The 15,925-nt window shown below is 66.7% G+C and carries 13 protein-coding genes and 2 pseudogenes; 13 read left to right on the top strand and 2 right to left on the bottom strand.

Going from position 1 to position 15,925, the window contains the following annotated elements; translation table 11 throughout:
• Nucleotides 1-19 precede the first annotated feature (19 nt).
• Nucleotides 20-868 carry an NADPH-dependent oxidoreductase gene (locus AC0B44_RS19260; RefSeq protein ID WP_471904398.1) on the top strand — a complete coding sequence of 283 codons (849 nt, stop codon included), beginning with the start codon at nucleotides 20-22 and terminating at the stop codon, nucleotides 866-868.
• A gap of 23 nt (nucleotides 869-891) precedes the next feature.
• Here the strand turns inward: AC0B44_RS19260 and AC0B44_RS19255 are convergent, their stop codons facing one another.
• A complete protein-coding gene (locus AC0B44_RS19255; RefSeq protein ID WP_471904397.1) occupies nucleotides 892-1,212 on the bottom strand; it encodes a hypothetical protein in 321 nt (106 codons plus the stop codon).
• A gap of 165 nt (nucleotides 1,213-1,377) precedes the next feature.
• On the opposite strand from AC0B44_RS19255, the gene AC0B44_RS19250 reads away from it, so the two are divergent.
• Together AC0B44_RS19250 and AC0B44_RS19245 are read left to right on the top strand one after the other, a co-directional pair.
• Nucleotides 1,378-2,418, top strand: coding sequence for a patatin-like phospholipase family protein (locus AC0B44_RS19250; protein WP_471904396.1), 1,041 nt, complete (start codon nucleotides 1,378-1,380; stop codon nucleotides 2,416-2,418).
• 9 nt (nucleotides 2,419-2,427) lie between these two features.
• Nucleotides 2,428-3,285, top strand: coding sequence for an alpha/beta hydrolase family protein (locus tag AC0B44_RS19245; RefSeq protein ID WP_471904395.1), 858 nt, complete (start codon nucleotides 2,428-2,430; stop codon nucleotides 3,283-3,285).
• On the opposite strand, the gene AC0B44_RS19240 is transcribed toward AC0B44_RS19245, so the two are convergent.
• A complete protein-coding gene (locus AC0B44_RS19240; RefSeq protein WP_471904394.1) occupies nucleotides 3,282-5,294 on the bottom strand; it encodes a prolyl oligopeptidase family serine peptidase in 2,013 nt (670 codons plus the stop codon). The two genes, AC0B44_RS19245 and AC0B44_RS19240, sit on opposite strands and share 4 nt — an antisense overlap.
• Nucleotides 5,295-5,327: 33 nt before the next feature.
• On the opposite strand from AC0B44_RS19240, the gene AC0B44_RS19235 reads away from it, so the two are divergent.
• The 10 genes and pseudogenes from AC0B44_RS19235 (at nucleotide 5,328) to AC0B44_RS19190 (ending at nucleotide 15,916) form a co-directional block, all read left to right on the top strand.
• Nucleotides 5,328-6,668, top strand: coding sequence for a wax ester/triacylglycerol synthase domain-containing protein (locus AC0B44_RS19235; protein ID WP_471904393.1), 1,341 nt, complete (start codon nucleotides 5,328-5,330; stop codon nucleotides 6,666-6,668).
• An 86-nt stretch (nucleotides 6,669-6,754) separates the two neighbouring features.
• Nucleotides 6,755-7,615: an SDR family oxidoreductase gene (locus tag AC0B44_RS19230; protein WP_378528972.1), complete on the top strand. Its 861-nt coding sequence runs from the start codon at nucleotides 6,755-6,757 to the stop codon at nucleotides 7,613-7,615.
• An 80-nt stretch (nucleotides 7,616-7,695) separates the two neighbouring features.
• Nucleotides 7,696-8,604 carry an ABC transporter ATP-binding protein gene (locus AC0B44_RS19225; RefSeq protein ID WP_169619271.1) on the top strand — a complete coding sequence of 303 codons (909 nt, stop codon included), beginning with the start codon at nucleotides 7,696-7,698 and terminating at the stop codon, nucleotides 8,602-8,604.
• A complete protein-coding gene (locus AC0B44_RS19220; protein WP_471904392.1) occupies nucleotides 8,601-9,356 on the top strand; it encodes an ABC transporter permease in 756 nt (251 codons plus the stop codon). Before AC0B44_RS19225 ends, AC0B44_RS19220 begins: the two co-directional genes overlap by 4 nt.
• Nucleotides 9,357-9,455: 99 nt before the next feature.
• Nucleotides 9,456-10,691 (top strand): sensor histidine kinase, encoded by a 1,236-nt coding sequence (locus tag AC0B44_RS19215; protein ID WP_346765031.1) that lies wholly within the window; start codon nucleotides 9,456-9,458, stop codon nucleotides 10,689-10,691.
• Nucleotides 10,688-11,323, top strand: coding sequence for a response regulator (locus AC0B44_RS19210; protein WP_169619277.1), 636 nt, complete (start codon nucleotides 10,688-10,690; stop codon nucleotides 11,321-11,323). Before AC0B44_RS19215 ends, AC0B44_RS19210 begins: the two co-directional genes overlap by 4 nt.
• Before the next feature lie 79 nt (nucleotides 11,324-11,402).
• A complete protein-coding gene (gene lpdA / locus AC0B44_RS19205) occupies nucleotides 11,403-12,806 on the top strand; it encodes a dihydrolipoyl dehydrogenase (RefSeq protein WP_169619279.1) in 1,404 nt (467 codons plus the stop codon).
• A gap of 232 nt (nucleotides 12,807-13,038) precedes the next feature.
• Complete coding sequence (locus tag AC0B44_RS19200) at nucleotides 13,039-13,374, top strand: cupin domain-containing protein (RefSeq protein WP_471904391.1); 336 nt, start codon at nucleotides 13,039-13,041, stop codon at nucleotides 13,372-13,374.
• A 61-nt stretch (nucleotides 13,375-13,435) separates the two neighbouring features.
• Nucleotides 13,436-14,542 (top strand): annotated as a pseudogene (locus AC0B44_RS19195) (ferredoxin reductase).
• Between the two features lie 40 nt (nucleotides 14,543-14,582).
• Nucleotides 14,583-15,916, top strand: a pseudogene (locus AC0B44_RS19190) (fatty acid desaturase family protein).
• Nucleotides 15,917-15,925: the final 9 nt, after the last annotated feature.

The following is a 15,925-nucleotide window of genomic DNA, read 5'->3' as shown; positions in this document are numbered from 1 at the left end:
CGACAAGGAGCCTTCTTTCATGACGGACACCGCGACCGACGCCGGCCTCGCTGCTCTGCAACTCCGGTACGGCGCAGACGAGGCAGCGCGGGTGGGCGCACGCATCGACCCCGCGTTGTGGAACGAGGTCCTGGCCGTACAGCTCGCACACCGGTCCGTGCGGAAGTTCCTGCCCGAGAAGGTGTCCGAAGACCATCTCCGCGTGATCGTCGCAGCAGCCTCGTCGGCCGCCAGCTCGAGTAACCTGCAGTTGTGGAGCGTGATCGCAGTGACCGACCGCGATCGGCTCGACCGTATCGCGGAACTGGCCGGCAACCAGGACGCGGTGCGGAACGCACCGCTGTTGCTGGTGTGGGTGGCCGATCTGGCGCGGGCAGCCGGGATTGCGACGCGGCGTGGTGAGACGCTCGTCAACGTCGGGTACGTCGAGTCGGCCGTACTCGGGATCGTCGATGCGACTCTGGCCGCTCAGAACGCGGTGCTCGCCGCCGAATCGCTCGGTCTCGGCACGGTGTACATCGGTGCGCTTCGCAATCATCCGGCGGAGCTTGGCGCCGAACTGGCCTTGCCCGACCACAGTTTCGCCGTGGTCGGGCTGGTGGTGGGCCATCCGGATCCGGCGCAGACGCCGGAGGTCAAGCCCCGGCTCGGACAGGATGTCGTGCTGCATCGCGAGCAGTACAGCTCCGCGGGACAGGACGCGGGAGTGGCGGCCTACGAGGACGAGATCGCGGAGTTCTACCGGCTCCAGGGACTGTCGGACAGCTGGATCGCGCGGGTCCTGGGCCGGTTCGCGTCTCCGGGCGCCTTGGGGAGCAGGGAGCTACTTCGAAAAGAATTGCTGCAGAGAGGTTTCGATCTCGACTGACACCCGGGCGGGCGACGGCCGGATCACCGGCAGACCACGGTGAGTCCGATTCCGCGCCACACCTCGGTCTCGCTTCGCTCGTACGTCTTGTTCTTGTGGTCGTAGTCGAAATCGACCTCGGTCCGATAGCCCTTGTCGCGCTGTGCGGTGACGGCGCAGTATCCCGACAGGTTTCCCGATCGGTTGGTGATCGTGAACGGAACACCGCGTTCGGTGAGGAACTCCACTGCGGACTGCTGGCTCATTCCTACCACGACGGGTGCGGATTGTGCTGCAGCAGTTCCTGTTCCGAGGGCGACGGCGGCGGTTCCGGCAAACAACGCCGCGATGACTTTGGTGCGCATGAATTCTCCGATGCTGGATGGTCTGCGAAGCGAACACGTCGATCGTGCACCGGACATGCACCCGGCCACATCCGGGCACATCCCCCATTTCGACCCTGAGCTTCGACCTCGGGGTGGAGCGGAATCCGGGGTGTGATTCGGGTCGGTCTGCGTACGATCGGATCCATGGCGGGACGAACGCGAGTGGCGCTTGCACTGGGGAGCGGTGGCGCCAGGGGGTATGCGCACATCGGTGCGATCCAGGTGATCGAGGAACGCGGTCTCGAAATCGTGGGTGTCGCAGGCGCTTCGATGGGTGCGCTTGTCGGAGGTGTGTACGCGGCCGGCAAACTCGACCCGTACACACAGTGGGCGCTGAGCCTGTCCCAGATGGATGTCGTACGTCTGCTCGACATCTCGGTGTCGGCTCCCGGCGCCATCCACGCCGAACGGATCCTGACGAAGATGCGCGACATACTCGGTGAAGTCGCGATCGAGGATCTGCCGATTCCGTTCACGGCCGTTGCCACCGATCTCGCGGCGGGACGCGCGGTGTGGTTCCAGCGAGGTCCCGTGGACGCAGCCATCCGGGCGTCCATCGCGATTCCCGGTGTCATCACTCCGGTGGTGCTCAACGGCAGGGTTCTCACCGACGGAGGTACGCTGTCGCCGTTGCCGATCGCCCCGACCGTCGGAATGCACGCGGATCTCACGATCGGCGTCAGTCTCGCCGGAGAAGAGGGCGGTCGGTCGCGCTCACCCGAGAACGCGAGTTCGGAACCGCGGCCTGCCGAGGAATGGATGGGACGTTTCCGTCGTAGCGCTGCCTCGGTGCTCGAAACCGACATCGTGCGATCGGTGGTCAACCGGTTCTCGGCGAGCGGTGCCGACAACGACGATTCGTTCGTGGACAAGACGGTCGACGAGACGGATACCGGCACCGACGACCTGCATACGCCGAAATTCGGACGCGTTGCGGTGATGAACCGATCGCTCGACATCATGCAGTCGGCCCTGTCGAGATTCCAGCTGGCTGCCTATCCGCCGGACGTGTTCGTCGAGGTCCCGCGGAGCGCGTGCCGGAGTCTCGATTTCCACAGGGCCGCCGACATGATCGCGCTGGGAAGAGCGCTCACCGCAGCGGCCCTCGACGATGCCGGCATCCCGGGCCCCGGCGCACGGGAGGTCCGGGCCGAACCGGCGAACGACGAGCCGGGATCGGCCTAGTCTGAGCCGGTGCAGACCGTACCGATCCAGCTACCCGACGGCACCACGACCCCGGTGCGGTTGTTCGCGGGCCCCGACCACGAGCACGAAGCCCGTCGCGACTCGTCACGCGCAGTGGTCGTCATCCTGCCGGGGCTGGGCGTACCCGCCGGATACTACGAATCGTTCGCCGAGGCGCTGACCGGATACGGATTCGATGCCGCGATCTGCGAATTGGCGGGGCAAGGAGACAGTCGGCCCCGGCCGGGACCGGAGAGCACCTACGGTTACCACGAGATCGTCGCGGTGCATCTGCCCGCCGTGTTCGAGGTGGTGCGGGAGCGATTCCCCGATTCGACGCCCTACCTACTCGGGCATTCGATGGGCGGTCAGCTCGGTGTCCTCTACGCGTCACGGATCCGCGGCCGGCTCGGCGGCCTGATCCTCGTCGCCGCGGGCACGCCGTACTACCGGCACTACCGGGGTGCCCGCCGTCCCGGACTTCTGCTGGGGTCGGCGGCAATGTCCCTGACGTCGAGCGTCGCGGGATTCTGGCCCGGCGACCGGATCGACGTGGCGGGCTTCGGCAGGCAGTCGCGCGTGCTGATCTCCGACTGGGCCCGGCTCGCACGCGGAGGACGCTTCGAGCCGGCCGGTGCGGACATCGACTACGAGCAGCGACTGGCCCGCCTGACTCTGCCGGTCCTGTCGATCACGATCGACGGTGACGACCTGACCCCCGTCGAGTCGGCCGCGCACCTGCTCGGCAAGCTGCCCGCGGCCGACATCACGACGTGGCACAACCCGCGGCGTCTCGGTCACAACGGGTGGATCCGCGACAACGCCGAGACGGTGGCGAAGGTCGCCGAATGGCTACGCGACCGCTAGCCCAGCTTGTCCGCGAGGAACGTGAAAGTCAGCGCCGACTTGAACGCCGCCTGCGCGTTGTCGGCAGCGCCGCCGTGCCCACCTTCGATGTTCTCGTAGTACCAGACCTCGTGGCCCTGCTCCTCCAGGCGCGCGACCATCTTTCGGGCATGACCGGGATGCACGCGATCGTCGCGGGTGGAGGTGGTGACGAGGATCGGCGGATACGTCGCGTTCGGGTCGGTGTTCTGATACGGCGAATACTTGCCGAGGAACTCCCACTCGTCGGCCTTGTCGGGGTCGCCGTATTCCGCCATCCAGGACGCCCCCGCGAGAAGCAGGTGGTATCGCTTCATGTCGAGCAACGGCACCTGGCACACGATCGCGCCGAACAACTGCGGATACCGGGTGAGCATCACACCCATGAGAAGTCCGCCGTTGCTACCTCCCTGTGCGCCGAGCTGCTCCGCCGTGGTGATGCCCCGTGCCACAAGGTCTTTCGCAACGGCGGCGAAGTCCTCGAAAACCTTGTGCCGGTTCTCCTTCAACGCCTGGGTGTGCCACGCAGGACCGTACTCACCGCCGCCGCGGATGTTGGCGATCACGTACGTGTAGCCCTTCTCGAGCCACGCGCGGCCGATGCCGCCGCTGTAGGCGGGCACCATCGAGTTCTCGAATCCGCCGTAGCCGTACAGCAGGGTGGGCGACGGACTCGTCGTGTTGCTTCCCACCACGAAATACGGCACCTGGGTGCCGTCGTCGGACGTCGCGAAATGCTGCACGACCGAAATACCCGCGGTGTCGAAGAAGGACGGTGCGGCCTTGATGGGCTCGATCCGTCCGCCCACCGTGCCGGACAGGAGTGTCGCCGGGATGGTGAAACCGCTCGAGTTGAGAAAGAAGTCGTCTCCCGTGAGCGGGTCCACATCGATGATCGACGTGGACGTCGCTTCCGGAACCCCGGACAATCCCTCGTCCGTCCAGCCGTCGGCGCCGGGAGTCAGAACCCGCATCTGTGTCTGTACGTCGCGCAACGTGACCACGAGCAGGTGATTCTGTGTCCACGCGTACTGCTCGAGCGACGTGTGGTCGTCGGGGGTGAACAACACCGTCAAATCTCGCGAACCCGCCAGGAACGCGGGGTAGTCCGCGGCGAGCAACGCGCCGGCAGGATGGCCGAGCCATTCGGAGCGGGTCCGGATCAGCAGGTGGTCGCGGTACACGCTCACCCGCGCGTCCTGGGGCACTTCGAGTTCCACGAGTTCACCGTCCGGCATCAACTCGAAGCGCCGGGCCCGGTAGAAGTCGAGCGCACGGTCCACGAAACTGCGCTCGTACCCGGGTGTGTCGTCGTACCAGGCGGATACGGCGACATCGCCGGCCTCACCCTCGAACACCGTCTCCGCTTCTGCGAGCGGGGTCCCGCGCCGCCAACGCGCAGCGATGCGGGGATATCCGGAATCGGTGAGCGAGCCGTCGCCGAAATCCGTTCCCACATAGACGGTGTCGGCGTCGATCCAGCCGATGTCGGTCTTCGCCTCCGGCACTTCGAAGCTCTCCGGACCGGAGACGAACCGGCGAGTGGCGAGGTCGAATTCGCGGACCACGGTCGCGTCGGCACCGCCGCGCGACAGGCTGATGAGCGCGCGCGTCTGGTCGGGGCGCAGCACCTGGGCGCCCGCCCACACCCAGTTCTCGCCTTCCTCCTCGGCCACGGCATCGAGGTCGACGAGAACGTCCCACTCGGGGTTGTCGCGTACGTACTGGTCCATCGTGGTGCGACGCCACAGTCCGCGTACGTGGGTGGCGTCCCGCCAGTAGTTGTAGAGGTACTCGCCTCGCCGCCGTGCATAGGGAATCCGGGCGTCGGTGTCGAGAACTTCGCGGATCCTGCTTTCGAGTGCGGAAAAACCGTCACTGCTGGTGTAGGCATCGACCGTGCGCTCGTTGTGGGCACGGACCCAGTCGAGTTGCTTGTCGCCCGTGACGTCCTCGAGCCAGAGATAGGGATCGGTCGTGGTGTCGCTCATGACCTCATTTCTACCCGGCATTACGCTGCCGGGGTGCAGCTCACCCCCGCGGACGCGCAGATGTACTGGCTCTCCGAGCGGATGCCCAACGACCAGTTCCTGCTGTACTGCTTCGCTTCCGAAGGGGGCGTGGCGGCGGTGCGGGAAACGGTGCGCCGGCGCGCCGAGCGGATGGGGGAACTGCTCTCTCACGTCCGGGATGTACCCGGACATCTGGACTATCCGTATTGGGCACCGAGAAGTTTCGGTGAGGACCTGGTCGTCGAACACCGGCCGGACGGTGTGTCGTGGACCGATCTGCAGAGCGAACTGGGTGCGCTCGTCGCGACCTCGCTCGACGCGCGGAAGCGCCCGTGGCGTCTGCACGTGTTCTCCCGGGTGCGCGACGCGCCGGGCTGCGAGGGCGCGGCGCTCGTGGTCGTCTGGCAGGTCTCCCACGCCTTCGCGGACGGCCGCCGAGCAACCGAACTGACCAGGGCGCTGTTCGGAGCCGACGAGCCACCGGTGTCGGCGCAACCCGGTTCGGCACCGTCCGCGCCGGTGATGCTGGCGCGTGCACTCGCCGAGTTTCCCGCCCGAGTCGTGCGGACGTTCTCGGCGGGACGGCGGGCCGCCGCAGCCGCACGCGCGCTCGACGCGGCCACCGAAGCGGGTGAGATTCCGCCGCCGGCCGACGGGCGGCCACTCACAGGTCTCGACATCGATCCGGGCGCCGAGCGGTCGGTGCGCATGGTGGTGTGCCCGGCCGATCCCTTCCGCAGTGGTGGGCACACCGTCACCACGGTGGCACTGACAGCGGTGTCGGTGGCGCTGACCAGGTTCCTCGAAGCACGTGGTGAGGACGTTCCCGACCGGCTCGGCGCAGAGGTCACCATCGCGGTCGGTGCTGCCGGACCGGCGCGCAACAACTACCGCAACGCCGGCGTCGAACTGTTCGTCACGGAACCGGACCTGCGCCTCCGCGCGGCCCGGATCGCGGTCGACCTGGCGGAACGTCGTGCCAGGGTGACCCATCCACTGCAGGCTGGACGCGACGCGGCAACCGAGCACGTTCCGGCCCCGTTGTTGCGGTTCGGGATCGTCCGATTCCCGATGACCGACCTTCCCGCCACCGTCACGGGAAACACCGTGGTGTCGAGCGTCTTCCGCGGCCCCGCCGATCTCGTACTCGCCGGTGGACCTGCGGTGTTCAGCGCGGGATTCCCTGGGCTGTCTCCCGCGATGGCGTTGACCCACGGCGTATACGGACTCGGAGACACCGTCACCATCGGCGTGGCGGCCGGTAGCGGGGCGGTTCCGGATCTCGACGTGTACGAGCAGATGTTGCGGGAAGCCGTCGAAGAGGTCGGCGCGACACTCGCGCACCCCGGGTGACCCAGTGGAAATCCTTCCGCTGCCTCGACGCCACGCATGTACCGTGCGGGGAGCAATCGAATCGGCGAGGCGGGGGCAGCACGGTTATGGGCGTATACGTAGTAACGGGATCAGCGTCGGGTATGGGCAGGGCGAGCGCGGAAAGACTGCGCGCCGCAGGCCACACCGTGATCGGTGTGGACATCCGGGACGCCGATGTGGTGGCCGACCTCTCGACTCCGCAGGGGCGGTCCGACGCCATCCGCGGCACCCTCGACCGGGCCGGAGCCACGCTCGACGGTGCGGTTCTCGCCGCCGGCCTCGGCCCCACTCCCGGCAGGGAACCGCTCATCGCCCAGGTCAACGTGCGAGGCGTGATCGATCTGCTCGTGGGCTGGCGCCCGGCACTCGCCGCTGCCGGAAACAGCAAGGTGGTGGTCTTCGGCTCCAACTCCACGACGACCACGCCGGGCGTACCGAATTCTGCGGTGAAGGCGTTTCTCGCGGGCGACATGGACAAGGGCGTCGCGCGGGCCACCAGGATCGCCAAATCGGGGCCGCCGTTCACCTACGCAGCGTCCAAGATCGCGGTGACACGCTGGGTTCGCCGCACAGCGGTGACGCCGGAATGGGCGGGCTCCGGCATCCGCCTCAACGTGCTCGCGCCGGGTGCCATCTCCACACCACTGCTCGACGCACAACTCGACAGTCCGTTGAAGAGGGCGGTCGAGAGCTTCCCTGTTCCGCTCGGCGGATTCGGCGACGCCGAACAGATCGCGCAGTGGGTCGAGTTCATGGTGTCCCCGGCCGCCGACTTCATGGCCGGCAGCGTGGTGGTTGTCGACGGTGGCACCGAGGCATACTTCCGGCCCGACGACTGGCCGGTTCGCGTGCCGTTCCGGTCGATACCCGGATACCTGCGCCGGATGCGCTCTTTCGCTCGCAGACCCGGCACCTCGGGCGACTGACCCGCATCCCCCGATCGGTTGATGCCGTCTGAGACCGTCGGGCGATGTGGCGGCCCGCCCCCGCCGGGCAAGCTCGGACCATGCCCATCGTAGAAGTGAAAGGCCTGTACAAACGGTACGGCGACCGCGCCGCCGTCGACGGCGTGAGTTTCGATGTCCGAGAAGGAGAGATATTCGGAATTCTCGGCTCCAACGGGGCTGGGAAGACCACCACGGCCGAATGCGTTTCCGGCTTGCGGGCACCGGACGAAGGGACCGTACGCGTCGCCGGGCTCGACCCGGTCGCCGACCGCCGCGTGCTGACGGAACTGCTCGGGGCTCAGCTACAGCAGAGCGAACTCCAGCCGAAGCTGACCGTGCAGGAGGCTCTCGACCTCTACGCATCGTTCTACCCGCGTCCCGCGGACGGGACGGCGCTGGCCGAACGGCTCGGCCTCGAGCACGTGCTCGACACCCGGTTCGCGAAGTTGTCGGGGGGACAGCAACAGCGCCTCTTCATCGCGCTCGCGCTGATCGGATCGCCGCGGGTGGTAGTGCTGGACGAACTCACCACGGGCTTGGATCCGCGTGGCCGCCGCGAGACATGGTCGCTGATCGAAGAGATCCGGGACTCGGGGGTCACGGTGCTGCTGGTCACCCATTTCATGGAAGAGGCGCAGCGGTTGTGCGACCGGGTCGCGGTATTCGATACCGGCAGGATCAAGGCGCTGGGCACGCCCTCGGAACTCATCGCCCGCACCTCGACAGCGGTCGTCGTCTCGTTCCGCCCGTCGGCTCCGCTCGATCCGGACGCCCTGACGGCATTGCCCGGAGTCCTGGCAGTGCGTCACGACCACGACCGGCTGGTCGTGGAAGGCAACGACGACTCGGTCGATGCGGTGCTCGCGCTCCTCGCCCGCGACGGCATCTCCGCTCGACGGCTCCGCATCACGGAAGCCACGCTCGACGACGCATTCCTCGATATCACGACCCCGGAGAAACGGCCATGACGACGACCGATACGAATCCTGTGACCGCGGTAGTGCGCACCGAAGCGCGCCTGTTCGTCCGCGAACCCGGCGCGATGTTCTGGATCCTCGCGTTCCCTGTCGTCCTGCTGACGATTCTCGGCCTCATCCCTGCCTTCCGGGAGGCGGACGCGAGTCTCGGGGGACGCCGGGTGATCGATCTCTACGTTCCGAGCGTGGTGTTGCTGTCGATGATCGTCGCGGGTATCCAGACGATGCCTGCTGTGCTGTCGTCGTACCGCGAACGCGGAATCCTGCGCCGGCTGTCGGTGACCCCGGCCCGGCCGGTGACACTTCTGCTGGCGCAGATCGTGGTTCACGCCGTGGCCGTGGCCGGGTCGGTCGTGCTCGCCCTGCTCGTCGGCCGTGGTGTGTTCGGAGTGGCATTCCCGGAGCAGCCGTGGGGCTACGCGCTGGCGGTGCTCCTCACGCTTGCGGCGGCGCTGAGCATGGGCGCTGCGATTGCCGCCGTCTCGGGGACCACACGGATCGCGCAGACGATCGGCACCATCGTCTTCTTTCCGATGATGTTCTGTGCCGGGGTGTGGCTCCCGGTCCAGACCATGCCGGATCTGCTGCAGCGGATCGTCGAGGTGACGCCCTTCGGTGCGGCCTCGCAGATCCTCGACCAGGCGGCCCGAGGGGAGTGGCCCAGTGTGGGTGGCCTGATGGTGGTGGCGTTGTGGGCGGTGGCATTGACGGCCGCAGCGGCACGCTGGTTTCGCTGGCAGTAGAGATCGGTCCGCGGCAGTGACACCGGTCGGCAGTGACATTCCGTTGGCAACGACGACATTCCGTTGGCAACGACGGCGGCACCCGTCATGCTGAACAACGTGGCGACGGACACCGCGATGGCAGCGCCCCCGACAGACGAGTACTGGGAGCGTATCTACAGGTGGGGACCGTGGGTGCTGCTCGCGGTCGGGACGATCCTGTCCCTGGCCTCCGCGAACCTGCTCATGACGCCGGCAGAACGTGTTTCGGCTCTGGTGCTGGTTGGCGCCGCAGTGTGCTGGGAGCGCTGGTGGTGGCGTCGCGACAAGGACGCTGTGTACTTCACCGGGCGCACTGTTCTTGCGTTCGTCCTGACCTGGCTCAATCCGTTTTTCGCGTTTTACGCCTTCATCGGGTACTTCGACGCAGAGCGGTTGCTCCCCGAGCGTTGGATGCGAGTGGGGCTGCTCTCGACAGCGGTGACGATGGCGGGATCCCAGAGCGGGGGTCTCCCGCCGTCGGGCCTCACCATGTGGATCGCGTTCGGTGCGTTGTTCGTCATCAACTCCTCGATCGTGATGATGATGCTCCGAATCAGTGCGCGAGAGGAGACGCTGACGCAGGAACGGATCGACGCGATCGCGGAACTCGAACGCACGAATCACCGTCTGGAACAGGCTCTCTCCGAAAACGAGGCACTCCACGCGCAGCTCGTGCTGCGCGCGCGGGAGGCCGGCATCGACGACGAGCGGCGACGTCTCGCCGCCGAGATCCACGACACCCTGGCGCAGGGTCTCACGGGGATCGTCACGCAATTGCAGGCGGCCCAGAACACCGTCGACCCGGTCGTGGCCGGGGGGCATGTGGAGCGGGCCGCGGCACTTGCTCGCCGTAGCCTGTCCGAAGCCCGTCGCTCCGTGCAGAATCTGCTCCCGCAGGCGCTCGAGCACGGCACACTCGACGAGGTGCTGGGCCGAGTGGTGAAGATGTGGGAGGCGGACTCCGGGGTAGCCGCCGTATTCACCGTGACCGGCACAGCCGAGCCGTTGCACGACGACATCGGCGCGACGCTCCTGCGCATCACCGAGGAGGCACTCGCCAACGTGAGCAAGCATGCGGGGGCGGGACGTGTCGGTGTCACGGTCTCGTATATGGAGGACGAGGTGAGCGTGGATGTGCGAGACGACGGATGCGGTTTCGATCCGTCCGCAGGATCGGTTCGCGGGTTCGGCTTGAGGGGCATGCAGTCCCGGGCGGCCCGCGTTGCCGGCGAAGTGACTGTCGAGTCGGAGCGCGGTGCCGGGACGGCGGTCTCGGTGCGGGTTCCGCTGGTGCGGGTGGGAGCAGCGGAATGAGCGCCGACGCGATCACAGTGCTGATCGCCGACGATCATCCGGTCGTCCGCGACGGCCTGCGTGGGATGTTCGCCGCGTCAACCGAATTCGCGGTCGTAGGAGAGGCGTCGTCCGGACCGGAGGCTGTGGTGGTGACTGTGGCGCTGGATCCGGATGTGGTGCTGATGGACCTACGGATGCCGAGGGGCGGGGGAGTCGAGGCGATCGCCGAACTCACCGCCCGCAAGGTCCGGAGCCGCGTACTCGTCCTCACGACATACGACACCGACGCCGACGCTTTCTCGGCTATCGAGGCCGGAGCGATCGGCTACCTGCTCAAGGACACGCCCCGTGACGAACTGTTCGCGGCGGTGCGCGCTGTCGCGGAGGGACGCACCGTCCTCTCGCCGGTGGTGGCGTCGCGACTGCTGTCGCGCGTGCGCGCCCCGGCCGCATCGAGGACGCTCAGCGCGCGGGAGCGTGAGGTACTGACCCTGGTGGCGAAGGGCACGTCGAACCGCGCGATCGCGCAGGAACTGTTCATCAGCGAGGCGACGGTCAAGACGCATCTGACCCACATCTTCGGGAAGCTCGAGGTGGCGGATCGCGCCGCGGCGGTGGCGACCGCGTACGACCGCGGCATCCTGGGCTGAAGCGCCCGCTTCGTACCTACCGGTGGGTAACCGGACCATCGGCAGACAGCCGAATGGGGCAGGACTACCCTGTATGGCTGTGACCTCACACTATGACGTCGTTGTCCTCGGAGCCGGTCCCGGTGGGTACGTCGCTGCTATCCGCGCGGCACAGCTGGGATTGAGCACCGCCATCATCGAGCAGAAGTACTGGGGCGGTGTCTGCCTGAACGTCGGCTGCATCCCCTCGAAGGCACTTCTCCGAAATGCCGAACTGGCACATCTCTTCACCAAAGAGGCCAAGACCTTCGGTATGTCGGGAGACGTGTCCTTCGACTTCGGTGCCGCCTACGACCGCAGCCGCAAGGTGGCCGACGGTCGCGTCAAGGGCGTGCACTTCCTGATGAAGAAGAACAAGATCACCGAGTACGACGGTAAGGGCTCGTTCGTCGACGCCAAGACCATCGAGGTTTCGCTCAGCAAGGGCGGAACCGAGCAGGTGACCTTCGACAACGTCATCATTGCGACGGGTTCGGTCACCAAGCTCCTGCCGGGAACCGAACTCAGCGAGAACGTCGTCACGTACGAGGAGCAGATCCTCACCCGCGACCTTCCCGGATCGATCGTCATCGTCGGTGCCGGTGCCATCGGCATGGAGTTCGGCTACGTCCTGAAGAACTACGGGGTCGACGTCACCATCGTCGAGTTCCTCGACCGGGCACTGCCCAACGAGGACGCGGACGTCTCCAAGGAGATTGCCAAGGCCTACAAGAAGCTCGGCATCACCATCAAGACCGGTGCCGCGGTCCAGAAGATCTCCGACAACGGCTCGGACGTCACCGTCGAGATCAAGGACAACAAGTCCGGCAACGTCGAGACGATGACCGTCGACAAGGTCATGCAGTCGGTGGGATTCGCCCCGCGCGTCGAAGGCTACGGCCTCGAGAAGACCGGAGTCGAGCTCACCGATCGCGGCGCCATCGCCATCGACGAACGGATGCGCACCAACGTCGACGGCATCTACGCCATCGGCGACGTCACCGCAAAGCTCCAGCTCGCCCACGTCGCCGAGGCTCAGGCCGTCGTCGCTGCCGAGACCATCGGTGGTGCCGAGACCCTCGAGCTCGGCGATTACCGGATGATGCCCCGCGCGACGTTCTGCCAGCCGCAGGTCGCGTCCTTCGGACTCACCGAGCAGCAGGCGAAGGACGAAGGCTACGACGTCAAGGTCGCGACCTTCCCGTTCACCGCGAACGGCAAGGCGCACGGACTCGCCGACCCCACCGGTTTCGTCAAGCTCATCGCCGACAAGACCCACGGTGAACTTCTCGGCGGCCACCTCATCGGCCCCGACGTCTCGGAGCTGCTCCCCGAGCTGACCCTCGCCCAGAAGTGGGATCTGACCGTCAACGAACTGGCGCGCAACGTCCACACGCACCCGACGCTCAGCGAGGCGCTGCAGGAGGCCATCCACGGTCTCGCCGGTCACATGATCAACTTCTGACCTTTCGAAACCTTCCGTGTGGGCGGACCCCCGCTCGGATGTACCGGCTCAGCCCGGGGCGACTCGACCGTCGCCCCGGGCTGACGTCGTTCCGGGGCCGGTGAGAGCCGGGTCGCCGCAGATGTGCTGCGAGATCCGGGTGCACGTGCAAGGGTGCTGCAGAGACGCTCGACATTCCCGCACCACCGGACGAGCATTGTGCGATCGAGGCCATCGCGAGAAAGAAGGCGGCGTGACGACAACGGACGGTACGGACGGCAAGCTCACCGTCATCGAGGGCGTTGCCACACTCAACGCCCAGACCGGCGACACCCCACGCATCGAGAAACTCGCCGCGGGCACCGGCGCGACCGTGATCCGTATCAGCTTCAGCGCGGGACAGAGCATGGCCGACCATCAGGCCATGTTCCCGATCCTGGTGCAGACCGTCGTCGGCGATGTCTCCTTCTCGACCGAGGAGCGAACCGTCTCCCTGGTCCCCGGCACCGTCGTGCATCTCGATGCGGGCATTGTGCACCGTCTCGAGGCCGAGATCGACTCCGTGGTGATGTTGACGATCCTGAGGTGACGACGTCGGGGAGCCGTCCGGTTTGTCCCTGACCGGAGGCACCGCGCGTTAAGGTTGCGAAATGGCGGAACGCGGCGCTCGGCCCACGTACATCCGGTTCGCAAGTGGCTTCTGCATGCTGTGCGACGACTGTTCACTCCCCTCGAGCCGGACCACTACCTCGAGATGATCAACCCGCTGTGGTCCACTCGCGAGCTGCGCGGGCGGGTGGACCGGGCGGTCCCGGAGTGCGAGGACACGGCCTCGATCATGATTCGGCCCGCGTACGACTGGCCCGGCCACAAACCGGGCCAGTACGTCCGCCTCGGAGTCATCATCGACGGCGTCTACCACTGGCGCGCATATTCCCTCACGTCCGACCCCGACCCCAGGGACGGGCTCGTCAGCGTGACCCCGAAGCTCGTCGAGGGCGGAGTCGTGTCGCCGTATCTGGTGCGGAAGATCGCCCCGGGCGACATCGTGCGACTCGGCGAGATCGAAGGCGTCTTCACCCTGCCCGACCCGGTACCCGCCCGCTTGCTGTTCGTCAGCGCGGGCAGCGGGATCACGCCCATCCGCCCATCATGAGCATGCTGCGCAGCCTCGACCACCGCGACCTGCTCGACGACGTCGTGGTGGTGCACACCGCATCGACTCCCGAACAGGTCGTCTTCTCGTCGGATTTGCACGACCTCGACGCCCGCCACCCGGGCGTGAAGCTGGAAGTCTGGATCAGCGGCGAGAAGGGGCGCATCACGCCGGCGGATCTCGACGAGATCTGCCCCGACTGGCGCGACCGCGAAACGTTCGTGTCCGGGCCGCGCGAGTTGCTCGACGTGCTCGAGGAGCACTGGAACGAACACGGCGACCCGGAGCGAATTCACCTCGAACGTTTCCAGCCCGTTATCGGGGGGGGAATGCGGGAAGCGGCGAGGGCGGCACCATCCACTTCCTCGACAGCGAACAGGACGTCGAGTGCGACGGGGGAACCCCGATCCTGGTTGCGGGCGAGAACGCCGGCCTCAAGTTGCCGTACGGCTGCCGTATCGGCATCTGCCACACCTGCGTGGGGACGTTGCGTTCCGGGCAACTCCGGGACCTGCGAACCGACGAGGTGAGCGAACCCACCGGGGCTTCGGTGCGTACCTGCATCCACACCGCGGAGGGTGACATCGAAATAGAGCTGTGAGCGGCGAGGGCTGCGACAGCTCCCGACGAATGGGGCACGTATGACGAACACCGAAGAGGCGGCCGCACCGCCGTCTCCAGAAGTGGAAAGCCCGCTCGCTCATCTGAGCGCAGAGACACTCGATCGTCTGGCCGAAGAGTTCGACGCGATCCACGACGAGGTGTACGCGAGCCTCGGTGAAAAGGACCGCAAGTACATCAAGTCCGTCATCGCAGCGCAGCGCCAGCTCGTCGTGGCCGGCCGCGTGATCTTGTTCGCGTCCTCGTCGAAGCCCGCCTGGGTGGCAGGTACGGCATGCCTCGGGATGGCGAAGATACTCGAGAACATGGAGATCGGCCACAACGTCATGCACGGCCAGTGGGACTGGATGAACGACCCGGACATCCATTCCTCCGTGTGGGACTGGGACACCGCGTCCACGGCCGAAGCCTGGAAGCACTCACACAACTACATCCATCACACGTTCACCAATATTCGTGGCAAAGACAAAGATCTCGGATACGAGATCATGCGGATCGACCCGAAGCAGCGGTGGCATCCGGTCTACCTCGCCCAGCCCTTCTACAACGCACTGCTCACCGTCCTGTTCGAGTGGGGCGTCGCCCTGCACGATCTGGATCTCGAGGCGCTCTGGGCGGGCGAGAAGTCGCCCACGCAGGTACTCGAAGAACTCAAGGGCATCGCCGGAAAGGCGAGGGACCAGTTCGTGAAGGACTACGTGGGGTGGCCACTCGTCAGCGCCGCGGTGTTCGGTTTGGCGCAGGTGGCGATGCGCGGAAAGCTGCCGCAGCCGAAGACGTCCCGCGTGGCCGGATGGCTGCGCCGTTCCGGTAAGTGGGGAGCGGGCGCCGACCTTGCCGACCGATGGCTGCCGGGTGTCGAGAAGACCTTCCTCTCGACTCTGCTCGCGGACGTCGCCGCGAACATCATCCGCAATGTGTGGGCGCACGCCATCATTTTCTGCGGACATTTCCCGGACCAGACCTACACGTTCAGCAAGAGGGAAGTCGAGAACGAGACGCGCGGCGGCTGGTACGTCCGTCAGCTCGTGGGTTCGGCGAACATCGAGGGGAGCCCGCTGTTCCACATCATCAGCGGCAACCTCGGCTATCAGGTGGAACATCACCTGTTCCCCGACATGCCGAGCACCCGGTACTCGGAGGTGGCCCCCAAGATCAAGGACATCTGCGAGCGCTACGACCTGCCGTACAACTCCGGGCCGTTCGGGCAGCAGTGGTGGATGGTGCATCGCACCGTCGTGCTCCGGCCCCGAGCGAGGCGGCCCGTTTCCGTCGGCGGATGCCGTCGGACCACCCCGCCGCAGGGCCGGAGCACGACGGCGGCGGCGTTGCCGTCGACCCGCCGCCGCGCTAGTCGCTCCGC

Source organism: Rhodococcus sp. NPDC019050, from assembly GCF_055664235.1.
This window is presented reverse-complemented; position numbering and strand designations above follow the sequence as displayed.

Bases quoted from the DNA above. Each gene is read 5' to 3' on its own strand.
- AC0B44_RS19225 (WP_169619271.1), top strand. From the start codon at position 7,696: ATGCCCATCGTAGAAGTGAAAGGCCTGTACAAACGGTACGGCGACCGC.
- AC0B44_RS19260 (WP_471904398.1), top strand. From the start codon at position 20: ATGACGGACACCGCGACCGACGCCGGCCTCGCTGCTCTGCAACTCCGG.
- AC0B44_RS19255 (WP_471904397.1), bottom strand. From the start codon at position 1,212: ATGCGCACCAAAGTCATCGCGGCGTTGTTTGCCGGAACCGCCGCCGTC.
- AC0B44_RS19210 (WP_169619277.1), top strand. From the start codon at position 10,688: ATGAGCGCCGACGCGATCACAGTGCTGATCGCCGACGATCATCCGGTC.
- AC0B44_RS19220 (WP_471904392.1), top strand. From the start codon at position 8,601: ATGACGACGACCGATACGAATCCTGTGACCGCGGTAGTGCGCACCGAA.
- AC0B44_RS19250 (WP_471904396.1), top strand. From the start codon at position 1,378: ATGGCGGGACGAACGCGAGTGGCGCTTGCACTGGGGAGCGGTGGCGCC.
- AC0B44_RS19230 (WP_378528972.1), top strand. From the start codon at position 6,755: ATGGGCGTATACGTAGTAACGGGATCAGCGTCGGGTATGGGCAGGGCG.
- AC0B44_RS19240 (WP_471904394.1), bottom strand. From the start codon at position 5,294: ATGAGCGACACCACGACCGATCCCTATCTCTGGCTCGAGGACGTCACG.